General features: G+C 65.6%; 22 protein-coding genes. 13 read left to right on the forward strand and 9 right to left on the reverse strand.

What is annotated here, in order from left to right:
* Position 1: 1 nt before the first annotated feature.
* Positions 2 to 916, reverse strand: a complete 915-nt coding sequence (locus ACUXVX_RS16605; protein WP_446309158.1) for a DUF1932 domain-containing protein — start codon at positions 914 to 916, stop codon at positions 2 to 4.
* Between the two features lie 82 nt (positions 917 to 998).
* On the reverse strand, positions 999 to 2246 hold the full coding sequence (locus tag ACUXVX_RS16610; RefSeq protein WP_446309159.1) for a LysR family transcriptional regulator: 1248 nt from the start codon (positions 2244 to 2246) through the stop codon (positions 999 to 1001).
* Positions 2247 to 2403: 157 nt separating this feature from the next.
* Between ACUXVX_RS16610 and ACUXVX_RS16615 the strand changes: the two genes are divergently transcribed.
* The 6 genes from ACUXVX_RS16615 (at position 2404) to ACUXVX_RS16640 (ending at position 7307) form a co-directional block, all read left to right on the forward strand.
* Positions 2404 to 3141 (forward strand): PIG-L deacetylase family protein, encoded by a 738-nt coding sequence (locus ACUXVX_RS16615; protein ID WP_213544296.1) that lies wholly within the window; start codon positions 2404 to 2406, stop codon positions 3139 to 3141.
* Complete coding sequence (gene ligK / locus ACUXVX_RS16620; RefSeq protein ID WP_446309160.1) at positions 3138 to 3830, forward strand: 4-carboxy-4-hydroxy-2-oxoadipate aldolase/oxaloacetate decarboxylase; 693 nt, start codon at positions 3138 to 3140, stop codon at positions 3828 to 3830. The genes ACUXVX_RS16615 and ligK overlap by 4 nt, the downstream gene beginning before the upstream one ends.
* Positions 3831 to 3978: 148 nt before the next feature.
* Positions 3979 to 5019 carry a 4-oxalomesaconate tautomerase gene (locus ACUXVX_RS16625; protein ID WP_446309161.1) on the forward strand — a complete coding sequence of 347 codons (1041 nt, stop codon included), beginning with the start codon at positions 3979 to 3981 and terminating at the stop codon, positions 5017 to 5019.
* On the forward strand, positions 5016 to 5906 hold the full coding sequence (locus tag ACUXVX_RS16630; protein WP_446309162.1) for an amidohydrolase family protein: 891 nt from the start codon (positions 5016 to 5018) through the stop codon (positions 5904 to 5906). Before ACUXVX_RS16625 ends, ACUXVX_RS16630 begins: the two co-directional genes overlap by 4 nt.
* A 185-nt stretch (positions 5907 to 6091) precedes the next feature.
* On the forward strand, positions 6092 to 6448 hold the full coding sequence (locus ACUXVX_RS16635; RefSeq protein WP_446309163.1) for a protocatechuate 4,5-dioxygenase subunit alpha: 357 nt from the start codon (positions 6092 to 6094) through the stop codon (positions 6446 to 6448).
* 10 nt (positions 6449 to 6458) lie between these two features.
* Positions 6459 to 7307, forward strand: coding sequence for a class III extradiol dioxygenase family protein (locus tag ACUXVX_RS16640; protein WP_446309164.1), 849 nt, complete (start codon positions 6459 to 6461; stop codon positions 7305 to 7307).
* 136 nt (positions 7308 to 7443) lie between these two features.
* On the opposite strand, the gene ACUXVX_RS16645 is transcribed toward ACUXVX_RS16640, so the two are convergent.
* From ACUXVX_RS16645 to ACUXVX_RS16660, 4 genes are all read right to left on the reverse strand, one after another.
* Positions 7444 to 8817, reverse strand: a complete 1374-nt coding sequence (locus tag ACUXVX_RS16645; protein WP_446309165.1) for a coniferyl aldehyde dehydrogenase — start codon at positions 8815 to 8817, stop codon at positions 7444 to 7446.
* Entirely contained in the window at positions 8814 to 10346 is a 1533-nt protein-coding gene (locus ACUXVX_RS16650) for a cryptochrome/photolyase family protein (RefSeq protein WP_446309166.1), read from the reverse strand. The genes ACUXVX_RS16645 and ACUXVX_RS16650 overlap by 4 nt, the downstream gene beginning before the upstream one ends.
* Complete coding sequence (locus ACUXVX_RS16655) at positions 10343 to 10786, reverse strand: VOC family protein (RefSeq protein ID WP_222468507.1); 444 nt, start codon at positions 10784 to 10786, stop codon at positions 10343 to 10345. Before ACUXVX_RS16655 ends, ACUXVX_RS16650 begins: the two co-directional genes overlap by 4 nt.
* 78 nt (positions 10787 to 10864) lie before the next feature.
* Positions 10865 to 11284, reverse strand: coding sequence for a hypothetical protein (locus ACUXVX_RS16660; protein WP_446309167.1), 420 nt, complete (start codon positions 11282 to 11284; stop codon positions 10865 to 10867).
* Between the two features lie 69 nt (positions 11285 to 11353).
* On the opposite strand from ACUXVX_RS16660, the gene ACUXVX_RS16665 reads away from it, so the two are divergent.
* Positions 11354 to 12361 carry a hypothetical protein gene (locus ACUXVX_RS16665; RefSeq protein WP_446309168.1) on the forward strand — a complete coding sequence of 336 codons (1008 nt, stop codon included), beginning with the start codon at positions 11354 to 11356 and terminating at the stop codon, positions 12359 to 12361.
* A 32-nt stretch (positions 12362 to 12393) separates the two neighbouring features.
* Here ACUXVX_RS16665 and ACUXVX_RS16670 read toward each other — a convergent pair whose 3' ends face one another.
* Positions 12394 to 12711, reverse strand: a complete 318-nt coding sequence (locus ACUXVX_RS16670; RefSeq protein WP_446309169.1) for a hypothetical protein — start codon at positions 12709 to 12711, stop codon at positions 12394 to 12396.
* Between the two features lie 61 nt (positions 12712 to 12772).
* On the opposite strand from ACUXVX_RS16670, the gene ACUXVX_RS16675 reads away from it, so the two are divergent.
* Entirely contained in the window at positions 12773 to 13303 is a 531-nt protein-coding gene (locus tag ACUXVX_RS16675; RefSeq protein WP_446309170.1) for a DUF2239 family protein, read from the forward strand.
* Here ACUXVX_RS16675 and ACUXVX_RS16680 read toward each other — a convergent pair.
* Positions 13294 to 13623: a hypothetical protein gene (locus tag ACUXVX_RS16680; RefSeq protein ID WP_446309171.1), complete on the reverse strand. Its 330-nt coding sequence runs from the start codon at positions 13621 to 13623 to the stop codon at positions 13294 to 13296. The two genes, ACUXVX_RS16675 and ACUXVX_RS16680, sit on opposite strands and share 10 nt — an antisense overlap.
* Before the next feature lie 242 nt (positions 13624 to 13865).
* Here ACUXVX_RS16680 and ACUXVX_RS16685 point away from each other — a divergent pair, with 242 nt between their 5' ends.
* The 3 genes from ACUXVX_RS16685 (at position 13866) to kdsA (ending at position 19428) form a co-directional block, all read left to right on the forward strand.
* The gene (locus ACUXVX_RS16685) at positions 13866 to 15146 is read left to right on the forward strand and encodes an O-acetylhomoserine aminocarboxypropyltransferase/cysteine synthase family protein (RefSeq protein WP_446309172.1); all 1281 of its coding nucleotides are present in this window, start codon (positions 13866 to 13868) and stop codon (positions 15144 to 15146) included.
* A 249-nt stretch (positions 15147 to 15395) separates the two neighbouring features.
* On the forward strand, positions 15396 to 18530 hold the full coding sequence (locus ACUXVX_RS16690; protein ID WP_446309173.1) for a hypothetical protein: 3135 nt from the start codon (positions 15396 to 15398) through the stop codon (positions 18528 to 18530).
* Positions 18531 to 18609: 79 nt separating this feature from the next.
* On the forward strand, positions 18610 to 19428 hold the full coding sequence (gene kdsA / locus ACUXVX_RS16695; RefSeq protein ID WP_446309174.1) for a 3-deoxy-8-phosphooctulonate synthase: 819 nt from the start codon (positions 18610 to 18612) through the stop codon (positions 19426 to 19428).
* A 61-nt stretch (positions 19429 to 19489) separates the two neighbouring features.
* On the opposite strand, the gene hppD is transcribed toward kdsA, so the two are convergent.
* Positions 19490 to 20593: a 4-hydroxyphenylpyruvate dioxygenase gene (gene hppD, locus ACUXVX_RS16700; RefSeq protein ID WP_446309175.1), complete on the reverse strand. Its 1104-nt coding sequence runs from the start codon at positions 20591 to 20593 to the stop codon at positions 19490 to 19492.
* Between the two features lie 129 nt (positions 20594 to 20722).
* Between hppD and ACUXVX_RS16705 the strand changes: the two genes are divergently transcribed.
* Positions 20723 to 21181 (forward strand): Lrp/AsnC family transcriptional regulator, encoded by a 459-nt coding sequence (locus ACUXVX_RS16705; protein ID WP_446309176.1) that lies wholly within the window; start codon positions 20723 to 20725, stop codon positions 21179 to 21181.
* 154 nt (positions 21182 to 21335) lie between these two features.
* Positions 21336 to 23219, forward strand: coding sequence for a cation:proton antiporter domain-containing protein (locus ACUXVX_RS16710; protein ID WP_446309177.1), 1884 nt, complete (start codon positions 21336 to 21338; stop codon positions 23217 to 23219).
* Positions 23220 to 23275 lie beyond the last annotated feature (56 nt).

The raw sequence follows: 23275 nt of genomic DNA on the forward strand, positions 1-23275 counted from the left end.
CCTATTCGGCGGCACGGGGCGTGCGCGCCATGGCGTTGCTGATCCGGTCGGCGCGACCGGCATGATCTTCGGGGCTATCCGCGAGGCGGAGGCCGAGGTCACCTGCCCGCTGCTGCCACTCCACGATGGCGCGGGACATGTCGGCGGGCAATCCGAGTTCTTCGACCGTGCGCGCCACTTCGCGCATCTCTGCCGCGCGGCGCAGGCCGTGGGTAGTGGCGCGCTCCATGTTGTAGGCGGCACGCATGGGCCAGTTCCAGCCCGGCATGGAGGCGTCGAGCGAGGCAAGCACGGCCTCGTCGACCCCGGCGCGGCGGCCTGCAAGCAGGCACTCCAGCGTCAGGGCCTCGATGCCCTTGATCATGACCGAGCGGACCATCTTGGTGGCACTGGCGATACCCACGTCTGGCCCCGCGATTTGTGCTTCCATATCAAGGCTGTGGAGACATTCGGCGGCGGCCTGGGTGTGGGGGCCAGAGATCAGAAGCTGGGTGCGATGCAGCTTGGGGTGCACCGGCGCCATGACGGCCACATCCACGTAGCGGATGCCCTGCGCTTCCAGCGCCGCCGCGCTCCGGCGTTTGGCGCCGGGGCTGCAGGAGTTGCAGTCGAAGAACAGCGTGCCGGGGGCCAGAACGGCCGCGGCGTCCTGCGCGGCGGCTTCGGCCTGGTCCGCCGTGACGAGGCTGAAGACCGCGCCGGAGCCCGAGAGCGCGGTGAGGCCCTCCACGCCATGCGCGGCGTAGTCTGCGCGCTTGGCCTCGGCAGTGTCGGGCGAATTTGTTTTGATATCAAAAGCGGAGAGATCGGCAGGCACTCCAGCCGCTTTCCAGCCCGCCGCAAAGGCCTGACCCGCTTCGCCGAAGCCAAGCAGAACAACCAGTATCCGGTTTGAAACCTGTGCGTTATCAGACATTTGCGCCACCTCCTCGTGACGAGGGAGTCTCTATCAAGTTTCTGCGCTGGCGAAAAATCGAAAGGCGGGACGAGCCATTCAATTATTCAATAGAACAGCTATCCGACAGACCTGCGCAGACCCTGCGCAGATGTTCGATCAGCCGGGCCTGGGCGGGTGTGGGGTGCCAGGATTTGCGGAAGGTCAGGCCGATGGTGCGCTTGTTGCCCTCCAGCGGGATCGGGAGGGTGGTCAGCACGCCAAGCTCTTCCTCCATCTCGATCTGGCGGCTGGACATGATCGTAAGGTAGGGCCCGCGCCGCATGAGACCGCGCACCAGCACGAGGGAAGAGGAGACGATCTTGACCGGGGTGCCGGGGAGGGTGTCGATCTTCAGCGTGTCGAACAGGTAGGAGCCCGCGGGCGTCGGCTTTGGCGGGGCGATCCACGGGTAGCGGAGGGCATCTTCGAGGGTGACAGTCGCCTCGCCCGCCAGCGGATGATCCTTGCTGGCGACCACGGAGAGCGGGTCGTCGAAGAGCGCCTCCTGCGACACGTCATCGGCGGGCAGGGGCTGGCGGAGCGCGCCGATCATGAAGTCGATCTCACCAAACCGCAGGCCGCGCAGCAGGTCGGGATAGGGGCCTTCCACAGTGCGGATTTGAGGCGCGCTGGGGGCAGAAGTGATAACATCGTCAATCACTTGCGGCAGGATGGACGAGCGGGCCAGCGGCATGGCCCCGATCACGATGGTGGTGGCTTCCCTGCCCTGCTCCTCTGCGATCTCGAAGACGGCCTGCCGCAGCTCGGCCGCCGCAAGGCGAGCCTGCCGCGCAAGGATTTCTCCGGGCAGGGTCAGGGCCACGCCGCGGCGGTTGGTCTCGAACAGGCGGATGCCCGCAAGGCGTTGCATGTCCTTGGCGGCGCGGTGCACGGAGGGCTGCGAGACGCCGAGCGCGCGGGCGGCCTGCGAGTAGTTGCCGGCACTGGCCATGGCCAGCAGCGTGCGCAGGTGGACCGGCGTCAACGCACCGTGAAAGTCCTTTCGGACAGGCCCCTCCTCGCCGGATTTCTCATCGCGGCTGGCGCGGCGCACGGCCTCTGCCGCGCCCTCGCGCAGCAGGTCGATCATCCGCTCCGCGCGCACCAGAAAGAGCTGGCCCGCACGGGTACAATACATGCCGTCAGGGCGCCGGTCAAAAAGCTTGACGCTCAGATTTTTCTCAATCTTAGCAATGGCATGCGTCACAGCAGGCTGACTGAGGTGAACCACATCCGCCGCCAGCGCGACACGTTTCAGCCGTGCGGTCTCGACGACGGCTTGGAGGTGGCGGATGTTGGGAAATTCCATGAGGCGGCGCCGGAAGCAAGGATATCCGATTTACATAAGCTATAGCAAAAATCGATTGGTGCCGCCAAGGTTGGAATTTCCGCACATGCCCCCTGCCCCTTAGAACCCTCCGCAAGGCAGGGCCGTGGGAGGCCGTGCAGCAGGAGGATAGCGACCCATGAGTGACAAGAAGACAGCGCTGGTCATCAGCGCCCATTCCGCGGATTTCGTCTGGCGCGCAGGCGGGGCCATCGCCCTGCACCAGTCCAAGGGCTACGAGGTTACCGTGGTTTGCTTGAGCTATGGTGAACGCGGCGAGAGCGCGAAGCTCTGGAAGCAGGAGGGCATGACCCTCGAAAAGGTGAAGGCCGCCCGCCAGGAAGAGGCCGAGAATGCCGCTGCTGCCCTTGGGGTGAACGACATCCGCTTTCTCGACCGGGGCGACTACCCGCTCGATCTGGGCCGCGAGACGCTGGAGCAGATGGTGGACATCATCCGCGAAGTGCAGCCCAAGTTCATGTTTTCGCACTCGAAATGGGATCCCTACAACACCGACCACATGCGCACGACCGACTTTGCGCTGGAGGCGCGGATGGTGGCGCAGGCCTGGGGCCACAACCCCGGCCAGAAGGTGCTGGGCGCGCCGCAGCTTTACCTGTTCGAGCCACATCAGACCGAGCAGATGGAATGGCGGCCCAACGTCTTCCTCGACATCACACCGGTGTGGGACAAAAAGTGGGCCGCGATCCAGTGCATGCAGGGGCAGGAGCACCTGTGGCACTTCTACGAGAACGTGGCCGAGAACCGGGGCAACCATTTCCGCCGGAATTCGGGGGGCCAGTCGGGTGGGCGGGATTGCCGCTATGCCGAGGGCTTCCAGTCGATCTTCCCGCGCACGGTGGATGAACTGGAATGAGCTATCAGCCGGGAACCACGGGCGTTGTCGTCCAGAATATCGAGCGGGCTGACCCTCAAGTCATTGACGGGCTTGCAGAATGTGGCGTGGCCACGGTGCATGAGGCGCAGGGCCGCAAAGGCCTCCTGGCCGCCTACATGCGCCCGATCTACACCGGCGCGCGGGTGGCGGGCTCCGCCGTGACCATCCTCGCCCCGCCCTGCGACAACTGGATGATCCACGTGGCGATCGAGCAGATTCAGGCGGGCGATATCCTCTGCCTCGGCACGATCACCCCCTCGAACGCGGGCTACTTCGGCGACCTGCTGGCCACCTCGGCGCAGACGCGGGGCTGCCGCGGGCTGGTGATCGACGCCGGCGTGAGAGACGTTAAAGACCTGACGGAAATGGATTTTCCGGTCTGGTCCAAGGCGGTGTTCGCGCAAGGGACGATCAAGGAAACGCTCGGCTCGGTGAACGTGCCGGTGGTTTGCGCCGAAGAGATGGTGAACCCCGGAGACGTGCTGGTCGCCGATGATGACGGGGTCGTCGTCGTCCGCCGGGAAGAGGCCGCAGAGGTGCTGGTAAAGGCGCGTGCACGGGAGGCCAACGAGGCCTCCAAACGGGCGCGGTTCGAGGCCGGAGAGCTGGGGCTCGACATCTATGCGATGCGCGAGCGGCTGGAAAAAGCCGGATTGAAATATGTTTGAGGGGAATCTCGCTGCGGTGCCGAAAGGTATCTGAGCACCCCAGCACAAGTGATGCACAACTGATGCACATTCCATGCATATCGCAGGTGCAGCATGTTAAGATTTCTCACCCGCACCGCGCGTTATGCCGGTGCAGAAAGACGGGCAGATGAGCGACGGCACGAGATGCATGTGGATGCGCGGCGGCACCTCCAAGGGAGGCTACTTTCTGGCCGCTGACCTGCCGGAAGAGCGGGATGCCTTCTTGCTCCGGGTCATGGGCTCGCCGGACATTCGCCAGATCGACGGCATGGGCGCAGCGGACCCGCTGACCTCGAAGGTGGCGGTGGTGAAGGCCTCGGAGCGCGACGGCGTGGATGTAGACTATCTCTTCCTGCAGGTCTTCACCGACCAGCCGATCGTGACCGATGCCCAGAACTGCGGGAACATCCTTGCCGGGGTCGGCCCCTTCGCCATCGAGCGCGGGCTGGTCGCGGCGCAGGACGGTGAGACGCCGGTGACTATCTACATGGAGAACACCGGGCAGATCGCCGTGGCGCGGGTGCGCACGCCGGGCGGCAAGGTGAGCTACGCTGGTGAGGCGAAGATTGATGGCGTGCCGGGGACGGCGGCGGCGGTGCCTATTGCTTTCAAGGATACCGCCGGATCGAGTTGCGGGGCGTTGCTGCCGACCGGGAATGCCTGTGACGAGATCGAGGGGGTGGACTGCACCCTGATCGACAACGGGATGCCCTGCGTGGTGATGCGGGCCGCCGACATGGGGATTTCGGGCGAGGAGACGCCGGAGGAACTGGAAGAAAACGCCGCGCTTCGTGAGAAGCTGGAGGCGATTCGGCTGAAGGCGGGGCCAATGATGAACCTTGGCGATGTGGCTGAGAAGTCGGTGCCGAAGATGACGATGGTGAGCGCGCCGAAGACGGGGGCGATCTCGACACGGACGTTCATCCCGCATCGCTGCCACAAGACGATTGGCGTGCTGGGCGCGGTGAGCGTGGCGACGGCCTGCCTGACGGAAGGCTCGCCCGCCTATGATCTCGCCCAGCGCGGCGAGGGGCGGGAGCGGGCCTTGTCGGTGGAGCACCCCACGGGCGAGATGACGGTTGTGGCCACCGTCGAAGGTGGCGAAGTGACAGAGGCGGCGATCCTGCGGACGGCGCGCAAACTGATGGACGGGGAGGTTTTTGCATGAGCGACGTGCAGGTGATGGACGCGGATTGGCTGGAGTTTCACCCCAGCCCGAAGAAACCGGATTTCAAGCTGCCCGAGGGGGCAGTGGATGCGCATTGCCACGTGTTCGGGCCGTCTCCGGAGTTCCCCTTTGCGCCGGAGCGGAAGTACACGCCCTGCAACGCGGGCAAGGACAAGCTGTTCGAATTGCGGGATTATCTGGGGTTTTCGCGCAACGTAATCGTGCAGGCGACCTGCCACGGCAAGGACAACCGGGCGATGGTGGATGCCTGCCGCGCCGCCGGGGATCTGGCGCGCGGGATTGCGAGTGTCGGCCCCGATGTGACGGATGAAGAGCTGGCCGAGATGGATGCGGCGGGTGTGCGCGGCGTGCGGTTCAACTTTGTCAAACGGCTGGTGGATGCGACGCCCAAGGAGGTGTTCGTCGGCATTGCCGAGCGGATCGCCAAGTTGGGCTGGCATATCGTGGTCTATTTCGAGGCAGCCGATCTGGAAGAGCTGGTGCCCTTTCTGGAGAGCCTGCCGACGGTGCTGGTGGTCGATCACATGGGCCGGCCGGATGTGAGCAAAGGTGTGGATCATCCTGACTTCCAGCGGTTCATCGAGCTGATGGCGCGGAATGAGAACATCTGGAGCAAGGTCACCTGCCCCGAGCGGCTGAGCCTGCAGGGGCCGCCCTATGACGACGTGATCCCCTATTGCCGGGCCATCGTGGAGCGGTTCCCCGACCGGGTGCTCTGGGGCACCGATTGGCCGCACCCGAACATGAAGAGCCACATGCCGGATGACGGGGCGCTGGTGGATTACATCCCCAAGATCGCGCCCATGCAGGAGCAGCAGCAAAAGCTGTTGGTGGACAACCCGATGCGTCTCTACTGGGAGAGATGACCGGGTGATTTGTGGTTGAACGGGCGTCACGGAGCGGCGCCCGTTTGCGTTTGTGCCGCACCGCGCCGCCATTCGTTTTCCGCTACCGTAATTCGAAGCGTGCCAACCGGGGGACCGGCTTGATTCAGGTCAAACTCCGGCCCGCCGCCGCCATGCGATACCGCCATAGAGCAATGGAGGACAGCATGACGCAACACAGCCACGATTATCACATAGAGATCCCCGGCACGACGGTGTTCGACGGGCGGATGGCCATGAAGGGCTATGCGCTGAACAAGATGTGCTACGACTTCAACCGGGCCGAGAACCGGGAGGGCTTCAAGGCCGATCCGGAGGGCTGGATGGAGGCCTATGGGCTGCGGGAAGAGCAGCGACAGGCGATCCGCGACAATGACATTTTGCGCATGATCGAAGAGGGCGGGAACATCTATTACCTCGCCAAGCTGGCGGGCATCTTCAAGCTGAGCGTTCAGGACGTGGGCGGCATGCAGACGGGCCGGACGCGCGAAGAGTTTCAAGCCTTCCTGGCCAGTCAGGCGTGAGGGCAGGCACATGGCACAGATACTCGGTGGCATCACCACCTCGCACATCCCCGCTGTGGGCAACGCGATCGACAAGGGGTTGCAGGACGATCCCTATTGGAAGCCCTTCTTCGACGGCTATCCGAAGGTTCATGCGTGGATCAAGGCGCACAAGCCGGACTACGTGGTGAATATCTACAACGACCACGGGCTTGGGTTTTTCCTCGACCGGATGCCGACCTTCGCGATTGGCGCTGCGCATGAATACCGGAATGAAGATGAAGGCTGGGGCCTGCCCTCGCTGCCGCCGTTTCCGGGCGCGCCGGAACTGAGCTGGCATATCATCGAGAGCATGGTCGAGGATGAGTTCGATATCACCTCCTGTCAGGAGTTGGCGGTGGACCATGGCTTCGTGGTGCCGATGCAGCTGTTCTGGCCGGGGGCGCCGAACAACCCCGACATGCCGCGTGCGGTGCCGATCTCGGCCAACACGGTGCAGCACCCGATCCCGACGCTGAAGCGGGCGCTGGATTTCGGCAAGGCGCTTGGCAAGGCGCTGCGGTCGTTCCCAGAGGAGGCCAAGGTGGTGATCCTCGGTACGGGCGGGCTGAGCCATCAGTTGGATGGCGCACGGGCCGGGTTCATCAACAAGGAGTTCGACCAGTATTGCCTCGAAAACATCGTTTCGAACCCCGAGGCGCTGACGAAGATCTCGCGGATGGAACTTGTGGAAAAGGCAGGCGCGCAGGGCACCGAGTTCTTGATGTGGATGATGATGCGCGGGGCGCTGGGGGATGAGGTGACGGAGATCACCCGGAACTACCATATCCCGATCTCGAACACCGCGGCCGGAACGCTCTTGCTGGAGTGTGCTGCCTGAAGAGATTTTGGGCCTCCGGCGGGGATATTTGGAGGACCAATGAGGAGGCAAGACGGTCTGCTCTCATTGGTCCGGGAAATATCCCCGCCGGAGGCCTCATATCTTTTTGGGAGCAACCTCGAAATTGAACGAACGTTCAGCCGAGGAAGTGCTTCAGGATGCGCTTGGTCCATTTGCCGTAGGGCGGGCGGATGAGGTGGCTGCCGTTGGGTTTGCGCTGGGTGAAGACGGATTTGGCGTGGCTCATGGATTTGAAGCCTTCCGGCCCGTGGTAGCTGCCGAGGCCGGAGGGGCCGATGCCGCCGAAGGGGAGGTCATCGACGGCGACGTGCAGGAGCGTGTCGTTCACCGTGACGCCGCCGGAGGTGGTGCGGGTGAGCACGGCTTCGCGCGCGTCATCATCGGGGCCGAAGTGGTAGAGCGCGAGGGGGCGCGGGCGGGCGTTGATGTAGGCGATGGCGTCTTCGATTGTGTCATAAGGGATTACGGGCAGGTGGGGGCCGAAGATTTCTTCCTGCATAATCGGCATCTCGTCCGTCACACCCGTCAGCATCGCGGGGGCGTTCTCGCCGTCCAGCAGAGGGAGGCGGCGGGCGCCTTGCGCGACGGCGTCATCGGCCAGTTTGGCGAGGCGGGCGGCGTGGCGGTCATGGATCGGGAGGGTGAAGATCTCGTCCGCCGTGCCGGATGGGTAGAGCTTGCGGGCCTCGGCCTGCATGGCCTCGCAGAAGGCATCCAGTTTGTCGCGGGGGACGAGGGCGTAGTCTGGCGCGATGCAGGTTTGGCCGCCGTTGACGAGCTTGCCGAAGGCGATGGAAGCGGTGGCCTCGGCTACGTCGGCCTCGGGCGCGATGATGGCGGGGCTTTTGCCGCCGAGTTCCAGCGTGACGGGCGTGAGGTTGGCTGCGGCGGCCTGCATCACCTTGCGGCCGACCTCGGTGCCGCCGGTGAAGAAGAGGTGATCGAAGGGCAGCGCGGAAAACTCCGCGCCCAGCTCGGGGCCACCTTCGACTACGGAGACCTGATCGGGGCGGAACAGCTCATCGAGCAGCTCGCGCATGGCGGCGGAGCAGGCGGGGGTGAACTCGGAAGGTTTCAGCATCACGCGGTTGCCGGCGGCCAGCGCCGTGGCGAGCGGGGCGAGGGCCAGCAGGTAGGGGTAGTTCCAGGGCGAGATGATGCCCACCACACCCTTGGGCTGGTAGTGGAGGCGGGACTTGCCGGGCCATAGGGCGAAATGGGTGCTGCGGCGCTCGGGGGCCATGAAGCGGCGCAGGTTGCTGTCGAGATATTCGATGGCGTTGATGGTGGGCACGAGGTCGAGCAGCTTGGTTTCGCTCGGCGCGCGGCGGCCGAAATCCTCGTTCGCCGCCTTGGCCAGCACATCGGCCTTGGCCTTCACCGCCTTGGCGAGGCGCGAGAGGTCGGCGCGGCGGGTGGCCAGATCGGGCGGCGGGGCGGCGAGGAAGGCGGTGCGCTGGGTCTCGAGGATCTGGTTCAGGTCGGTCATACGGTTTCGCCTTTGCTCATTCTGTCGAGGAAGGTTTCGGCTTCGCGCAGTACGGTCTCGCGCCGGGCTTCATCCATCCTGTCCCATGTTCTGTACATCTGGGCGGTGCGGGGGCCCTGTTCAAACCTGTCGCGATGTCGCAGCAGGAAATGCCAGTAAAGCAGGTTGAAGGGGCAGGCCCCCTCCCCTGTTTTCGTGGCTACCGAATAGTCGCAGGCGCCGCAGTAGTCGGACATCTTGTTGATGTAGTTGCCGGAGGAGACGTACGGCTTGGAGGCAATCACGCCGCCGTCGGCGAATTGGCTCATACCCACGGTATTGGGGGCTTCGACCCATTCGAAGGCGTCGATGTAGACCTCGAGATACCATTCGTGGACCTCCGCGGGATTGATCTGCGCGATCAGGGCGAAGTTGCCGGTGATCATCAGCCGTTGGATGTGGTGGGCGTAGGCCTCTTCTTCGGTCTGTTTCACGGCCAGCGACAGGCAGTTCATCCTGGTTTCGGCGCCCCAGTAGAGCGGCGGCAGGCTGCGCTGGTGGTTCAGGGCATTGCGGCGGGGGTAGTCTGGCCCTTCGTGGAAGTAGATGCCGCGGACGTATTCGCGCCAGCCAAGGATCTGGCGGATGAAGCCCTCGGCGGCGTTGATCGGGGCCTTGCCCTGTTGCCATGCAGCCTCGACGCGTTGGCACACGTCGAGCGGATCGAGCAGGCCGATGTTGAGGTAGGCGGAGATCAAGGAGTGATAGAGGAAGCGCTGGTTTTGCAGCATCGCGTCCTGATAGGTACCGAAGTTCTCCAGCGCATTCTCGATAAAGTGGCTCAGCACCTGCTCGGCTTCTTCGGCGGTGGTGGCAAAGCCGAAGGGGCGGAGTTTGCCGAAGTTCTTGCCGAAGCGGGACTCGACGAGGCTGAGCACCTCCTCGGTGGCCTCATCCGGTTCGAACCAGAGGGGCTTGGGGAGGAAGAGGTCATCTTCGGCGGGTTTGCGGTTGTCGTGGTCGTAGTTCCACTTGTCGCCAGCCGGATTGTCCCCCTCCATCAGGAGGCCGGTCTTGCGGCGCATCTCGCGGTAGAAATACTCCATCCGTAGGGCCTTGCGGCCCTTGGCCCATTGCTCGAAGTCGTCGTGGCTGGCAATGAAGCGGGTGTCTTCGAGCAGGTCGATCTCGAGTGGGCAATCCTCCAGCGCCTCGATCAGGCGCCATTCGCCGGGCCGGGTGGCGATGACCTGTTTCGCGCCATGCTCCTCGGCGCGCCGAAGGAGTTCGCCGGGGATGGAGCCGGCGTTCTCTTCATCGTCCAGACGGGTGTAGGCGACCTGCCAGCCATCCTCCGAGAGCCGCGCGGCGAATTTGCGCATGGCGGCGAAGATCAGGGCGATCTTCTTGGGGTGGTGGCGGACGTAGTCGGTTTCGGCCGCGACCTCGGCCATCACCACCACGTCCCTGCCCTTCTCCGCCGCCGCGAGGGCGGCGACGGAGGGGGTCAGCTGGTCTCCCAGAACGAGGACGAGGCGGGGTGCGCTCACCAGTCGCCGGTGTTTTCCATCGAGGCCCAGGGCTCGGCGCTTGGCAGGGCGTCGCCCTCCTGAATCAGCTCGATGGAGATGTTGTCGGGCGATTTGACGAAGGCCATGCGGCCATCGCGCGGGGGGCGGTTGATGGTGACGCCTGCGTCCATCAGTTTTTGGCAGGTGGCGTAGATATCATCGACCCGGTAGGCGAGGTGGCCCCATGCGCGGGCGGTCTCATACTTCTCGTCGCTGTCCCAGTTGTAGGTCAGCTCCAGTTCGGGGGCGCGGGTCTCTTTGGCGCTGGCCGCGTCCTTGGGGGCGGCGAGGAAGATGAGGGTGAACTTGCCCTGCTCGTTGTCGATCCGGCGGATCTCTTCGAGGCCGAATTTGGTGACCCAGAAATCGAGACTCTCCTCGACATCGGTGATCCGGACCATGGTGTGAACGTAGCGCATTGCTGCCCCTCCTTTGACTGTTGGGGCCAAAGGATAGGGCGCGGGGGGCGGAGGGCCAGTGTTGCGGCCCGTCCGGCGCTAGGGGATCAGCACCTGTTTGCGCGGGATGATGGATTCGGACAGCGAGCCATCGTCATACATCATGCGGATCGTCACGCTCTCGACCGTGTTGGCCGGGGCGGTGACGAGGGGGATCGGGTCGCCATCGACCATCACGTTGGGGTTGGAGAACTCGGTGTGGCACTCGGCCATTTCCAGCGCGCGGGTGGGCGGCTCGTCGTTGAAGCCGAACTGGACCGAGTCCACGCCGCAGCGCCATGAGACGATGGGGGTGAAGAACACGTAATCCTCGTTACCCTCGACGCGAATGGCGATCCACTTGTCCTTGATTGTTTCAAGGATCGGGCGCACCTCGGCGGCGGTGGTGAAGTTCTCGGCCTGAAGGGTGAGGGGCGCGATGGCGAGCAGCGTGGCGGCTGTGAGCTTGAGGAAACTCATCGGGGATTTTCCTTTTCGGCAAATGGACTTTGGCTATAGTGGCCCCGAAAATGCGGGGTCCCGAGCAGTATGGCCGCGAAGCGGAAGAAATCAAAGCCTTTCAACATCGTCGTGGTCGCCCAGGGGGGCAGACTTCAGTATGAGGCGGCGCTGTTTGCGGCCTCGCTCCGGCATTTCGACCAAGGCTTCGAGGGGCGGCTTTTTGTGGCCGAGCCGCAGCCGGGGCCGCGCTGGCCGGATGATCCGCGGATCGACAGCGCAGCGGTGCGCAAGCTGCTGGTGGAGGAGCTGGGGGCGGAGATCCTGCCGTTCGAGAGCCGCCACTTTGGCGCGGACTATCCCTATGGCAACAAGATCGAGGCGCTGCGGGCGCTGCCCGAGGGCGAGCCTTTTATGTTCTTCGACAGCGACACGCTGGTGACGGGGGCGCTCTCTGCCCTGCCCTTCGATTTCAGCCGCCCCTCCGCCTCGATGCGGCGCGAGGGCACATGGCCCGAGGTGCCGCTCTATGGGCCCGGCTACGCGGGCATCTGGAAGAGCCTCTATGACAAGTTCGGGCTGGCGTTTGAGCCGAGCCTCGATTTGAGCCAGCCGGATGAATACTGGCGGCGCTACCTTTACTTCAACGCCGGGTGGTTCTTTGGCGCCTGCGGGCCGAGCTTTGGCGCGCGTTTCGAAGAATATGCGCTGGCGATCCGGGACGATGCGCCTGATGCGCTGGCCTGTCAGGAGCTGGACCCATGGCTCGACCAGGTGGCGCTGCCGCTTGTGGTCCATTCCTTTGGCGGCGGACGGCCCGGCCCGGAGTTGGACGGGCTGGACGGCGATGTGACCTGTCACTGGCGGGTGATGTCGCTGCTCTATGCCCGCGAGTCCGACCGGGTGGTAGAGGCGCTGGCCGAGGTGACGGCGCCCAACAAGATCAAGAAGGTGCTGAAGGAATACGAACCGTTCAAGCGGCTGATCTTTCAGAGCAAGGGCGAGCGGGCGCGGGCGCTGTTTGACCGGGACAAGCTGCCCCGCAAGGAGCAGGCCATTCGCAACCAGTTGAAGCGTGAGAACCTGTGGATGCGGTGATGGGTGCGGACTTCTGCAAGGCCTTCCGAGCCTTACCGCTCCATCGGTTTGGCTGAGAGCCGAGCGGCCCATGCGGCGCGCAGGGTTTTCACCGCCTCGTCGCGGGCGAGCGGGCCGAGGGCTGCATCGATCTCTTCCAGCGTTTCGGTGGTGAGCGTGCCGTCATGGGCGGCCTGCATACCGGCCACGGTGCAACTGCCCATCTTCAATTGAAACCGCAGGCGGTTCTCTGCGGCTTGCAGGTTGGGCGTGGCCCCGACCCAGGCCTGCCCGCCGGTGCGGGCGGCGTAGATCACCCAGTGTTGCGGGGCCTCCTTGGCGGCTCTTCGGGCGGCTTGCTTGTCGATCATCTCATTCGTCCTTTGCTGGCCCGCCAGTTGACATATTTTTACCCGGGTGTAAATAGCAGGCATGGACGAGACATTCACCGCATTCGAGGGCGCCCGGCGGGTGGCGCAGGGCACGCGGCCCGCGCTGACCGAGGCGCTGCAGGCCAAGGGCTACGGGCCGGGCGCGGCGCTGCTGGTGTTCAGTGACCTGACCGGGCGGGAGACGGACCTCGACCTTTCAGCCCCCCCTGCCCCGCCGGCCGACGCGCCGCCGCGCGGGCGCGGACGACCCAAGCTGGGGGTGCGGGCCAAGGAAGTGACCTTGTTGCCGCGCCATTGGGAGTGGCTGGCCAGCCAACGCGGCGGAGCCTCGGCCACGCTCAGGCGGTTGGTGGAAGAGGCGATGCGGCAGCCCAACCCGGCGGCGCGGCGCGATGCGGCCTATGCCTTTTGCACCGCCATCGCGGGCGACCTGCCGGGCTATGAAGAGGCGATGCGGGCGCTCTATGCCGGCGAGGGGTTTGCCGGGGCGGTCGCGCATTGGCCGGACGATGTTCGGGCCCATGCGCTGTGGCTTGCCGGGGCGCCAGACGGCAGCACGCCTCAGCCGTAGCCGCCGCCCTGCGCGCCGCGCAGGTAGATATTGTAGGCCTTTTCGCACCCCGCCTGCGTGGGGGAGAAGCACTTGATCCACTGTCCGGTGGCGCTCATCTCCCAGATTTCTTCGCTCTTGCCGTCTGCATAGGTTGCCCGTTCGCGGCGGGTCTTGAAGGTGCGCGCGCCGATCTTCACCTCGCCGTTCGGCAGCTTCTCGACCTTCACCGGGCGCTCGATGCCGTATTTAGGCGCGATGCCAAGGCCGGTTCCATCGGAACAGGCCGTGAGGATCGAGACCGCACCAAGCAGGATGAGGAGCTTTATCAAGGTCTTCATTTTGTTACCTTTCCTGAAATCTCGTGGCCGTAGGTGACGGCGCAAAAGCATTGATCAATGACGCAGGGTCACCCGGATGGGCGTGACCTGTCAAATCGCGGGGCTTTGAGAGGCCCTAAAGGCGGGGTGCGCCATCGCGGAGCGCATAAAGGTCTTGCGCCGATTTCACGCTCGCCCCGATTGCCGCGCCTTGAGCGCTGGCCTAGGGTCACGACCAATCATGACGTAACGGGAGGACACCCATGAGCTACGGCTTCGACACGCTTCAGATTCACGCAGGCGCACGGCCCGATCCGGCGACCGGCGCGCGGCAGACGCCGATCTACCAGACCACGGCCTATGTGTTCCGCGATGCGGATCACGCCGCCGCGCTCTTCAACCTGCAGGAAGTGGGCTACATCTACTCGCGGCTGACCAACCCGACCGTGGCGGTGCTGCAGGAGCGGATCGCCACGCTGGAGGGCGGTGCGGGCGCGGTGTGCTGCTCGTCGGGCCATGCGGCGCAGATCATGGCGCTCTTCCCGCTGATGGGGCCAGGGCGGAATGTGGTTGTGTCCACAAGGCTTTACGGCGGGTCGATCACCCAGTTCAGCCAGACGATCAAGCGTTTCGGCTGGTCGGCCAAGTTCGTGGATTTCGACGATCTGGGAGCCATCGAAGCGGCCATCGACGACGACACGCGCGCGGTTTTCTGCGAGTCCATCGCCAACCCGGGCGGCTACATCACCGACCTGCCCGCCGTGGCGAAGGTGGCTGACAACGCGGGGCTGCCGCTCATCGTCGACAACACCTCGGCCACCCCCTACCTCTGCCGCCCGATCGAGCATGGCGCGACGCTGGTGGTGCATTCGATGACCAAGTACCTCACCGGCAACGGCACCGTGACCGGTGGCGTGGTGGTGGATTCGGGCAAGTTCGACTGGGCGGCCTCGGGCAAGTTCCCCTCGCTCTCCGAGCCGGAGCCTGCCTATCACGGCCTCAAGTTCGCCGAGACCTTCGGGCCGCTGGCCTTTACCTTCCACGGCATCGCCATCGGGCTGCGTGACCTCGGGATGACCCTGAACCCGCAGGCCGCCCATTACACGCTGATGGGCATCGAGACCCTCAGCCTGCGGATGGAGCGACATGTGGCCAACGCCAAGAAGATCGCTGGCTGGCTGGAGACCCACCCGAACGTGGAGGCCGTGACCTACGCCGGCCTGCCTTCCTCGCCCTATGCCGGGCGGGTCAAGACGGTGTGCCCCAAGGGCGCGGGCGGGCTCTTCACGGTGACGCTGAAGGGCGGCTACGAGGCCTGCGTGAAGACGGTGGACAGCCTCGAGCTATTCTCCCACGTGGCCAACCTCGGGGACACCCGGAGCCTTGTGATCCACTCTGCCTCCACCACCCACCGCCAGCTCACCGAGGAGCAGCAGGTGGCGGCCGGGGCCGCGCCGAACGTGCTGCGGCTTTCCATCGGGATCGAGGATGCCGACGACCTGATCGCCGACCTCGGGCAGGCACTGGAGAAGGCACACCAATAGGCGCGACGGCGGCGGATTTCCGCCCGCGCGGGGCTTGCAGTTTCACGACATTGTCAGCCCCGCACCTCCAACAATCCGGCCCCTCCGCGGGCCGGATTTTTCGTTTTGCGACAAGGCGCTTTGGCGCGAGGTGAAGGTGATGCCGCAGGAGTCGTGAAAAATTGAAAACCCGCCGTTAAGCCTGTATAGACTAAGGAGCTTTCACGCGGGCCCTGCGGCGCCCGCCCCCATTGGCCGGAAACTCCTTGGATGACCCCCGATTTAGCGCTTGATCTCAGCCTCGACGGTATCTCGCTTTTGCGGCGTGCGGAGGATGGGTGGCGACGGGTTGGCGCGGTCTCGCTGGATGCCGACCGGCTGAGTGATGACTTGGCCGCGCTGCGGGCGCAGGCGGGGGACGCGGTGGCGACCAAGCTGGTGATCCCCAACGGCCAGATCCTTTACACCACCTGCCCTGCGAGCGGCCGAGACGAGCTGGCCGACGAGGTGCGGGTGCGCGCCGCGCTGGTGGGGGCCACGCCCTACGAGGTTTCGGACCTGCTGTTCGACTGGGAGTCGGACGGCGAGACGCTGCACATCGCCGTGGTTGCCCGTGAGACGCTGGAAGAGGCCCGCGCCTTTGCCGCCGAGCACGGCTTCGGCCCGGTGGGCTACGTGGCGGTGCCGCCGCGCGGGGCCTTCCTGCGCGAGCCGTTCTTCGGCCCGGTGGATCGCGGCCCCGGCGCTGGCCCGGCGATGCTCGCCGATGCGGAACCGATCGAGGTTGTGGGCGACTGGGAAGAGCCTGCAGCGTTGGCTGAGGAGCCGGTGGAGGCAGTGGCTGAGGCGGAAGCAGATGCCGAGGCTGTGGCCGAGGTGGCGGAAGTTGCGGCGGAAGAGGCCGTTCCGGAGGATGTTGAGGCGTTGGAGGCTTCCGACAAGGTGGAGCCTGCTGAAGAGTCTGCGCCCGTCGTTGAGGAGGTCGCCGAACCGGAGACGGTTGAGGCTGAAGTCGTCGAGACCGAAGAGGTTGCGGCTGTTGCCGAAGAAGCCGCGCCCGAGGTTGTTGAGGCGGCTGGTGATGAAGCGCCCGCTGAGGCCGACGCGCCGGCGCTGGAGGATGAGTCTCCTGCTGTGGAGGCTGTGGCCCCTGAGGAGGTTGCGGCGCCGGAAGAGGAGGCGCTCACCGAGCATGAGCCTGCCGAGGATGCGGAGCCTGAGGCGCCGGCGGCTGCAATGCCTGCCTTCAGCTCGATCCGCGCCCAGACGCCCGAGGGGCAGGCGCCCCGGTTGGGCGCGGCGCGGTCCGACACAGCTAGCGGCGCGGTGCGCAAGCTGGGCGGCGCGACGCGTGGCAAAGCCGAGAACACCGCAGCCAAGCCCGAAGCCGTGGCCAAACCCGAGCCGCAAGAGAAATCGGCGGCGAAACCCGAGGCCAAGCCTGCCGAGACGGCGGCACGGACCATTGCGGCGATGACGCCCGAAGCCGCGGAGGGCGCACCTGCGGCCAGGCCGAACCCGGAGCTTGCCTCGCAGGATGCCAGCCCGCGCAGCAAGGCGGCCTTTGCGGCCTTCCGGGACAAGGTTGGCACGTTGCGCCGCAAGCCCGAGGGTGGCTCTGCGCTCACGCCCGAGATCATTGCCGCGCCGCTGCCCAAGCCCACGCCGGACGATCTGCCCAAGCGCCTCTCGCAAGAGGCCGCGGCGGGCGACATGACCATTTTCGGCGCGCGCGGCAAAACCAAGCCGAAGCAGCGCAAGGGCTTCCCCATCGGGCTGACGCTGGGGCTGGTGCTGTTTCTCGGCATGGTCGGCCTCTGGTCGAAACTCTTCATCGCGGGCGGCGACACAGATGGCGCCCCCGTGGTCGTCGAGCAGAGCGTGGCAGGCACGCTGCCGCTGCTTAGTGGGAACACCGGGGCCGATGGCGCCCTGACCCGCTCGATCACCTTCTCGGAGACCGGCACCAGCGGTGCGACCACCGAGCCAGAAGGCGAGGCCGAGCTGGCCGAGGCCCTGCAGGCTCCGACCCCGACGGACCCGGCGATGGAAGGCGAGGCCCAGATGGCCAGTCTTGCCGACGACCCCTTCTCCGCGCTGCCGGAGGAAGAGCCGCGCATCGCAGAGCCGATGCTCGAAAACCCGCCGTTGCCCGAGATCGACGCCGATGCCGACCCCGCCGAGGACGAGTTGGCCGACATGGAGCCGGAGCCGGAGGCCACCCCTGCCGCGCCGCTGAGCCCGGAGGAGGCGCAGGCCGCCTACGCCGAGAGCGGCATCTGGCAGCAGGCCCCGCAGCCCGCCAGCCTGCCCGCCGAAGAGAGCACCGACGACATTTACATCGCCTCCATAGACCCGGCGGTGACCGGCTATGACGCGGTGGCGCTGCCCCGTGCCGAAACCGGCAGCGGCAGCGATGCCGCCCTGCCCCGCCAGCCCAGCCCGATGCCCCCCGGCCAGGACGTGGAGTTTGATGCCGATGGCTCGATCCGCCCGACGCAGGACGGCGTGGTCACCGCTGGCGGCGTAACGCTTTATGCCGGTCGCCCTCATGTGGTGCCGCGCGTGCGGCCCGGCACGGCGCAGGAGGCCAGCGCCGAAGCTCAGGCTGAGACCGAGGCGGAAACGGCGGGCGAGACCGAGGCCGACAGCGCCCTCGCCGGGCTGCGTCCCAAGGCCCGCCCCGAAGGGCTGATCGAAGAGAACGAGAAGGCCACTCTCGGTGGGCGCACCCGTGCTGAATTGTCAGGGCTGCGGCCCAAGGCGCGCCCGCAATCGGTGCAGGACGAGGCCGAGAGCGCCCGTCAGGCCGCCATCGAACAAGCCGTGCGCGACAGCGAGAGCGAATCCGCCGAACTGGCCGCCGACGAAGAGCGCGCCGCAGCAGAGGCACAGGCCCGCGCCGAGGCCGAGCTGCAGAACGCCTCGCGCTTGGCCGTTGCCGCCTCGCGCAAGCCCGCCGCCAAGCCGCGCAACTTTGGCAACAAGGTCGCCGCCGCTCGCAAGAAGGCGGAAGAAGAGGCCGAGGCGCAGGCTCGCGCGGCCGCAGCCGCCGCTGCCCGCTCGACCACGGCGCCCCAGGCCGACAGCGGCTCCACGCAGACGGCCTCTGCCGCCGTGGTCCTGCCGCGCAACCAGAGGGTCGCGCCCTCGGTGCCCTCCAGCGCCTCTGTGGCCAAGGCCGCAACCGACCGCAACGTGCTGAAGCTGCGCGACATCAACCTGATCGGCGTCTTCGGCTCACCTTCGCAGCGCCGCGCCCTCGTGCGCCTGCCCTCGGGCCGGCTGATCAAGGTGAAGGCGGGAGACCGGCTTGATGGCGGCAAGGTTGCCGCAATCGGCCCGAACGAGCTGCGCTACGTGAAGCGCGGGAAGAACATCACCCTCGCCATGCCATCGGGCTAAGGCGCGCGGGCGGGGCTGTTTGACATCCCCGCCGCGCCGGTGTTCCTGTGACCCGAAATCTGGCAGCAGGAGACAGGCCATGACATCGGTGGACCTCGGCGGGTTTTCCATTGCGAACGACAAGCCCTTTGCCCTGCTGGCCGGCCCCTGCCAGCTGGAGAGCCTCGACCATGCGCGGATGCTGGCCGAGAAGATCGGCGCGGCGGCGGACGAGCGCGGCATCCCTTTCGTGTTCAAGGCGAGCTACGACAAAGCCAACCGCACCTCGCTCTCGGGCAAGCGGGGGCTTGGGATCGAAAAGGGGCTGGAGGTGCTGGCCACGATCCGCGAGGAGTTTGGCTGCCCGGTGGTGACCGATGTGCATGATGTGGCGCAGGCGCAGCGGGCGGGAGAGGTGGTGGATATCCTGCAAATCCCCGCGTTCCTCTGCCGCCAGACCGACCTGCTGCTGGCCGCCGGAGAGACGGGCAAGGCGATCAACGTGAAGAAGGGGCAGTTTCTGGCGCCCTGGGACATGGCCAATGTGGCGGAGAAGATCGCCAGCACGGGTAATGAGCGGATCATGCTCTGCGAGCGCGGCACGAGCTTTGGCTACAACGCGCTGGTGAGCGACTTCCGCGGCCTGCCGATCATGGCCGAGACGGGCTATCCGGTCGTGTTTGACGCGACTCATTCGGTGCAGCAGCCGGGCGGTCTTGGCGGCTCGACGGGTGGCAAGCGCGAATACGTGCCGGTGCTGGCAGCCGCGGCCGTGGCGGTGGGCTGCGCGGCGGTCTTCATGGAGGTGCATGAAGACCCCGACAACGCGCCTTCGGACGGGCCGAACATGCTGCGGCTGGCGGACCTGCCGGCGGTGCTGGACAGGTTGAAGGCGCTGGACGCGGTCACGAAGGGCTGAGGCGCGGGGCGCTCATTCGCCCTTCGAGGCGTTTTCACAGGGGCACTGAAGAGCCCGCCTTTCAGGCGGCGTCTTCCGGCTTCAACTCGCCGCTCTCGATCTGCTCCTGCTCGATGCTTTCGAAGAGCGCCTTGAAGTTGCCCTCGCCAAAGCCGTCATCCCCCTTGCGCTGGATGAACTCGAAGAAGATCGGGCCGATCACCGTTTTCGAGAAGATCTGCAGCAGGATGCGGGTTTCGCCGCCGTCCACCACGCCCTCGCCGTCGATCAGGATGCCGTGCTTCATCATCCGGTCTAGCGGCTCGTCATGGCCCTGCACCCGGTCCTTAGACATCTTGTAATAGGTCTCCGGCGGGCCGGGCATGAACTTCACGCCCATCTCGGCGATCTGGTCGGTCGCCTCGTAGATGTCGCGGGCGCCCACGGCGATGTGCTGGATGCCCTCGCCGTTGTACTTTTTCAGGTAGGCGACGATCTGGCCGGTCTCGCCCCGGTCCTCGTTGATCGGAATGCGGATGCGGCCGCAGGGCGAGGTCAGGGCGCGGGAGAACAGGCCGGTGAACTTGCCCTCGATGTCGAAGAAGCGGATCTCACGGAAGTTGAAGAGCTTGCCGTAAAACTGGAACCACTTGTCCATGTTGCCCTTGAAAACGTTATGGGTGAGGTGGTCGAGGTAGTAGAAGCCGACGCCCATCGGGTGGGCGCTGTCGTGCCAGTCGAACTCGGCGTTGTAGGCGCTGGTCTCGAAGTAGTCTTCGATGAAGTAGATCAGGCTGCCGCCGATGCCGCGGATGGCGGGCACGTCCATTGTTTTGCCGGGGCCTTCATAGGGCTCGGCGCCGTTTTTCACGGCGTGGTCGAAGGCGTGCTGGGCATCCACCACGCGCCAGCCCATCGAGGGGGCGCAGGGGCCGTGCTCTTCCACGAAGTCGCGGCCGTGGGTGCCGGGCTCGTCGTTCAGCAGGTAGCTGATATCGCCCTGCTGCCAAAGCTCGATGCGCTTGGTCTTGTGGGTGGCCACGTGGGTGTAACCCATCGCGCGGAAGGTCTCGCGCAGGTGCTCGGGGTCGGGGTGGGCGAACTCGACGAACTCGAAGCCATCGGTGCCGGCGGGGTTTTCGGGGGTGATCGTCGCCTTGGGGGCGTCGTGGGGGAAGGGGCCCATGTGTCTCTCCTGTGCGCTTTCGGCCAGTTTAGCGCGGGATGCGGGCGGGGAGTGCGCGTTATGGCTGGAAATTACAGGACAATCCGCGTTTACTGCGCATAAAGTCCGCCATTACCGTTAATACCCCGCATGACACTCGACAAAACCGACTCATCCCTGCTTCGGCTCCTGCAACAGGATGCCAACCAGACCGCCGAGACCCTCGGTCAGAAGCTGGGCCTCAGCCCGAGCCAGGCCGGGCGGAGGCGGCAGCGGCTGGAGGCGGAGGGGCTGATTGCGGGCTACGGCGCGCGGGTGGACCCGGAGGCGGTGGGGCTGGGGGTGCAGGCGATGATCCAGGTGCATATGGCCGCCCATGCCCCCGATGCTGCGCAGAGCTTTGCACGGCTGGTGGAGCGCACCGGGGAGATCACCAGCGCATGGGTGATGACCGGCGATGCCGATTACCTGCTGCGCATCTACTGCCGCGATCTGGCCGCGCTCAACCGGCTGGTGCAGGAGGTTCTGCTGCCCCATCCCTCGGTCGCGCGGGTGCAAAGCCAGATCGTGATGGACCAGCTCAAGCCGGACGGCCCCCTGCCCCTGTGAGCGCCGCGCCAAGCGCCCCCGGGCGCGCCGCTGTAACCAAGTGAAAGATAATGTGCCCTGCCGCACAGCGTTTTCGCCCGCTGCGGGGCGCTGCGGCCATTCCATTTTGGCCGTTGCCTGATACTTCTGGAAAGGACGAAACAGGGCGGGCGCTATGGAAGAGTTCCTTTATCAGGCGGTGATCTACCTCAGCGCGGCTGTGGTCGCGGTGCCTATTTCGGCGCGGCTCGGCATGGGATCGGTACTGGGATACCTGCTTTCAGGCATCGTGATCGGCCCGATCCTCGGCCTTGTGGGGAGCGAAACGCAGGAGCTTCAACACTTCGCCGAGTTTGGCGTGGTGGTGATGCTCTTCCTGATCGGTCTGGAGCTGGAGCCGAAGGCGCTGTGGAACATGCGGCACCGGCTTTTGGGGCTTGGCGGGCTTCAGGTGGTGGGCACCTCCCTTGTGATTGCGGGCTGCGGCATGGCGCTTGGCCTTACGTGGAGCCTCGCACTTGCCGTGGGCATGACCTTTGCCCTCTCCTCCACCGCCATCGTGCTGCAGACCCTGAGCGAGAAGGGGCTGATGCAGTCGCCCGGCGGGCGCTCGATCATCTCGGTGCTGCTGACGCAGGATATCGCGGTGATCCCGATCCTTGCGATCCTGCCTCTGCTGCCGGTGGCCTTTGTGCCCCAACTCGATGACAGCGGGGCCATTCAGGTGGGCGGCGAAGAGGCGCATCATGCGATGTCGCTGGTCGAGGGGCTGCCGGGCTGGGGCGTGGCGCTGGTGACGGTGGGCGCGGTGGCGGCGGTGATCCTTGCGGGCATCTTCCTGACGCGGCCGCTGTTCAAGTTCATCCACATGGCCAAGCTGCGCGAGCTTTACACCGCCACAGCCCTGCTGATGGTGGTGATGATCGCCTTCCTGATGAACCTTGTAGGCCTCTCCCCTGCCCTCGGTACCTTCCTTGGCGGCGTGATGCTGGCCAACTCGGAATTCCGCCACCAGATCGAGGCCGACCTGAACCCGTTCAAGGGGCTGCTGCTCGGCCTGTTCTTCATCACCGTGGGCGCGGGCATCAACTTTACCGTGCTTTGGAACAACATCTTCACCATCATCGGCCTGACGCTGGGGGTGATGCTGGTGAAGGGGCTGATCCTCTTTGCGCTGGCGTGGATGTTCAAGCTGCGGACCAAGGGGCAATGGCTCTTTACCCTCGGGCTGGCGCAGGCCGGTGAATTTGGCTTCGTGCTGGTCGGCTTCATGACCGGGCAGCGCATGCTCGACCCTGTGTTGGCGCAGATCCTCCTGCTGGTGGTGGCCATGACCATGCTGCTCACGCCGCTGTACTTCATCCTCTACGAGAAGCTCTCGGAACGAATGGCCGAGGAGAGCGAGGCACCGGAGCCGGACGAGATGGACGAGACCGCGCCGGTGATCATTGCTGGGCTTGGGCGCTTCGGGCAGGTCGTGAGCCGGATGGTCAGCGCCGCCGGGGTGAACACCACCGTGCTCGACCACAATCTTGAAACCATCAACCTGCTGCGACGCTTCGGCTTCAAAGGGTTCTTTGGCGACCCGACCCGCCCGGAGTTGCTGCACGCCGCAGGCATCCACCATGCGCGGGTTCTGGTGGTGGCGCTCGACAACCCCAAGACCGCCGTGCAGTTGGTGCATTATGCCCGAGAAGTGCGGCCCGACATTCACATCATCGCCCGCGCGCGGGACCGGCTGCATGTGTATGAGCTCTACAAGGCCGGGGCGAACGACATCATCCGCGAGCTGTTCGACTCGAGCCTGCGGGCCGGGCGCTATGTGCTGGAGAACATGGAGTTCTCGGAGTTCGAGGCGAGCGAGGTGGAGCGCCGGTTCTACAAGCACGACCGGCACATCCTTCGGGAGCTGGCGGAGCTGTGGAACCCGGATATCCCGCTGAGCCAGAACGAGGCCTACGTCGCCCGGACCCGCGAGCTGAACTCGGAGCTGGAAGCAGCGCTGGTGCGGGAGATCCTGCAGGGCCGGTCGCAGGGCGGTGCGGATGCGGCGGAGTAAGATAACCCGCCAAATGAAAAGGGCCGCGCCCGGAGGCACGGCCCTTTGAAAGCATA

The sequence above is a fragment of the Vannielia sp. SX4 genome, assembly GCF_052828525.1.

What these genes read in the sequence shown, in the direction of transcription:
- ACUXVX_RS16685 (WP_446309172.1), top strand. Translation starts at nt 13,866, where the DNA reads ATGAGCTACGGCTTCGACACGCTTCAGATTCACGCAGGCGCACGGCCC.
- ACUXVX_RS16690 (WP_446309173.1), top strand. Translation starts at nt 15,396, where the DNA reads ATGACCCCCGATTTAGCGCTTGATCTCAGCCTCGACGGTATCTCGCTT.
- ACUXVX_RS16680 (WP_446309171.1), bottom strand. Translation starts at nt 13,623, where the DNA reads ATGAAGACCTTGATAAAGCTCCTCATCCTGCTTGGTGCGGTCTCGATC.
- ACUXVX_RS16710 (WP_446309177.1), top strand. Translation starts at nt 21,336, where the DNA reads ATGGAAGAGTTCCTTTATCAGGCGGTGATCTACCTCAGCGCGGCTGTG.
- ACUXVX_RS16625 (WP_446309161.1), top strand. Translation starts at nt 3,979, where the DNA reads ATGAGCGACGGCACGAGATGCATGTGGATGCGCGGCGGCACCTCCAAG.
- ACUXVX_RS16630 (WP_446309162.1), top strand. Translation starts at nt 5,016, where the DNA reads ATGAGCGACGTGCAGGTGATGGACGCGGATTGGCTGGAGTTTCACCCC.
- ACUXVX_RS16605 (WP_446309158.1), bottom strand. Translation starts at nt 916, where the DNA reads ATGTCTGATAACGCACAGGTTTCAAACCGGATACTGGTTGTTCTGCTT.
- ACUXVX_RS16610 (WP_446309159.1), bottom strand. Translation starts at nt 2,246, where the DNA reads ATGGAATTTCCCAACATCCGCCACCTCCAAGCCGTCGTCGAGACCGCA.
- ligK (WP_446309160.1), top strand. Translation starts at nt 3,138, where the DNA reads ATGAGCTATCAGCCGGGAACCACGGGCGTTGTCGTCCAGAATATCGAG.
- ACUXVX_RS16635 (WP_446309163.1), top strand. Translation starts at nt 6,092, where the DNA reads ATGACGCAACACAGCCACGATTATCACATAGAGATCCCCGGCACGACG.
- ACUXVX_RS16615 (WP_213544296.1), top strand. Translation starts at nt 2,404, where the DNA reads ATGAGTGACAAGAAGACAGCGCTGGTCATCAGCGCCCATTCCGCGGAT.
- ACUXVX_RS16665 (WP_446309168.1), top strand. Translation starts at nt 11,354, where the DNA reads ATGGCCGCGAAGCGGAAGAAATCAAAGCCTTTCAACATCGTCGTGGTC.
- kdsA (WP_446309174.1), top strand. Translation starts at nt 18,610, where the DNA reads ATGACATCGGTGGACCTCGGCGGGTTTTCCATTGCGAACGACAAGCCC.
- ACUXVX_RS16655 (WP_222468507.1), bottom strand. Translation starts at nt 10,786, where the DNA reads ATGCGCTACGTTCACACCATGGTCCGGATCACCGATGTCGAGGAGAGT.
- ACUXVX_RS16640 (WP_446309164.1), top strand. Translation starts at nt 6,459, where the DNA reads ATGGCACAGATACTCGGTGGCATCACCACCTCGCACATCCCCGCTGTG.
- ACUXVX_RS16705 (WP_446309176.1), top strand. Translation starts at nt 20,723, where the DNA reads ATGACACTCGACAAAACCGACTCATCCCTGCTTCGGCTCCTGCAACAG.
- hppD (WP_446309175.1), bottom strand. Translation starts at nt 20,593, where the DNA reads ATGGGCCCCTTCCCCCACGACGCCCCCAAGGCGACGATCACCCCCGAA.
- ACUXVX_RS16660 (WP_446309167.1), bottom strand. Translation starts at nt 11,284, where the DNA reads ATGAGTTTCCTCAAGCTCACAGCCGCCACGCTGCTCGCCATCGCGCCC.
- ACUXVX_RS16645 (WP_446309165.1), bottom strand. Translation starts at nt 8,817, where the DNA reads ATGACCGACCTGAACCAGATCCTCGAGACCCAGCGCACCGCCTTCCTC.
- ACUXVX_RS16675 (WP_446309170.1), top strand. Translation starts at nt 12,773, where the DNA reads ATGGACGAGACATTCACCGCATTCGAGGGCGCCCGGCGGGTGGCGCAG.
- ACUXVX_RS16670 (WP_446309169.1), bottom strand. Translation starts at nt 12,711, where the DNA reads ATGATCGACAAGCAAGCCGCCCGAAGAGCCGCCAAGGAGGCCCCGCAA.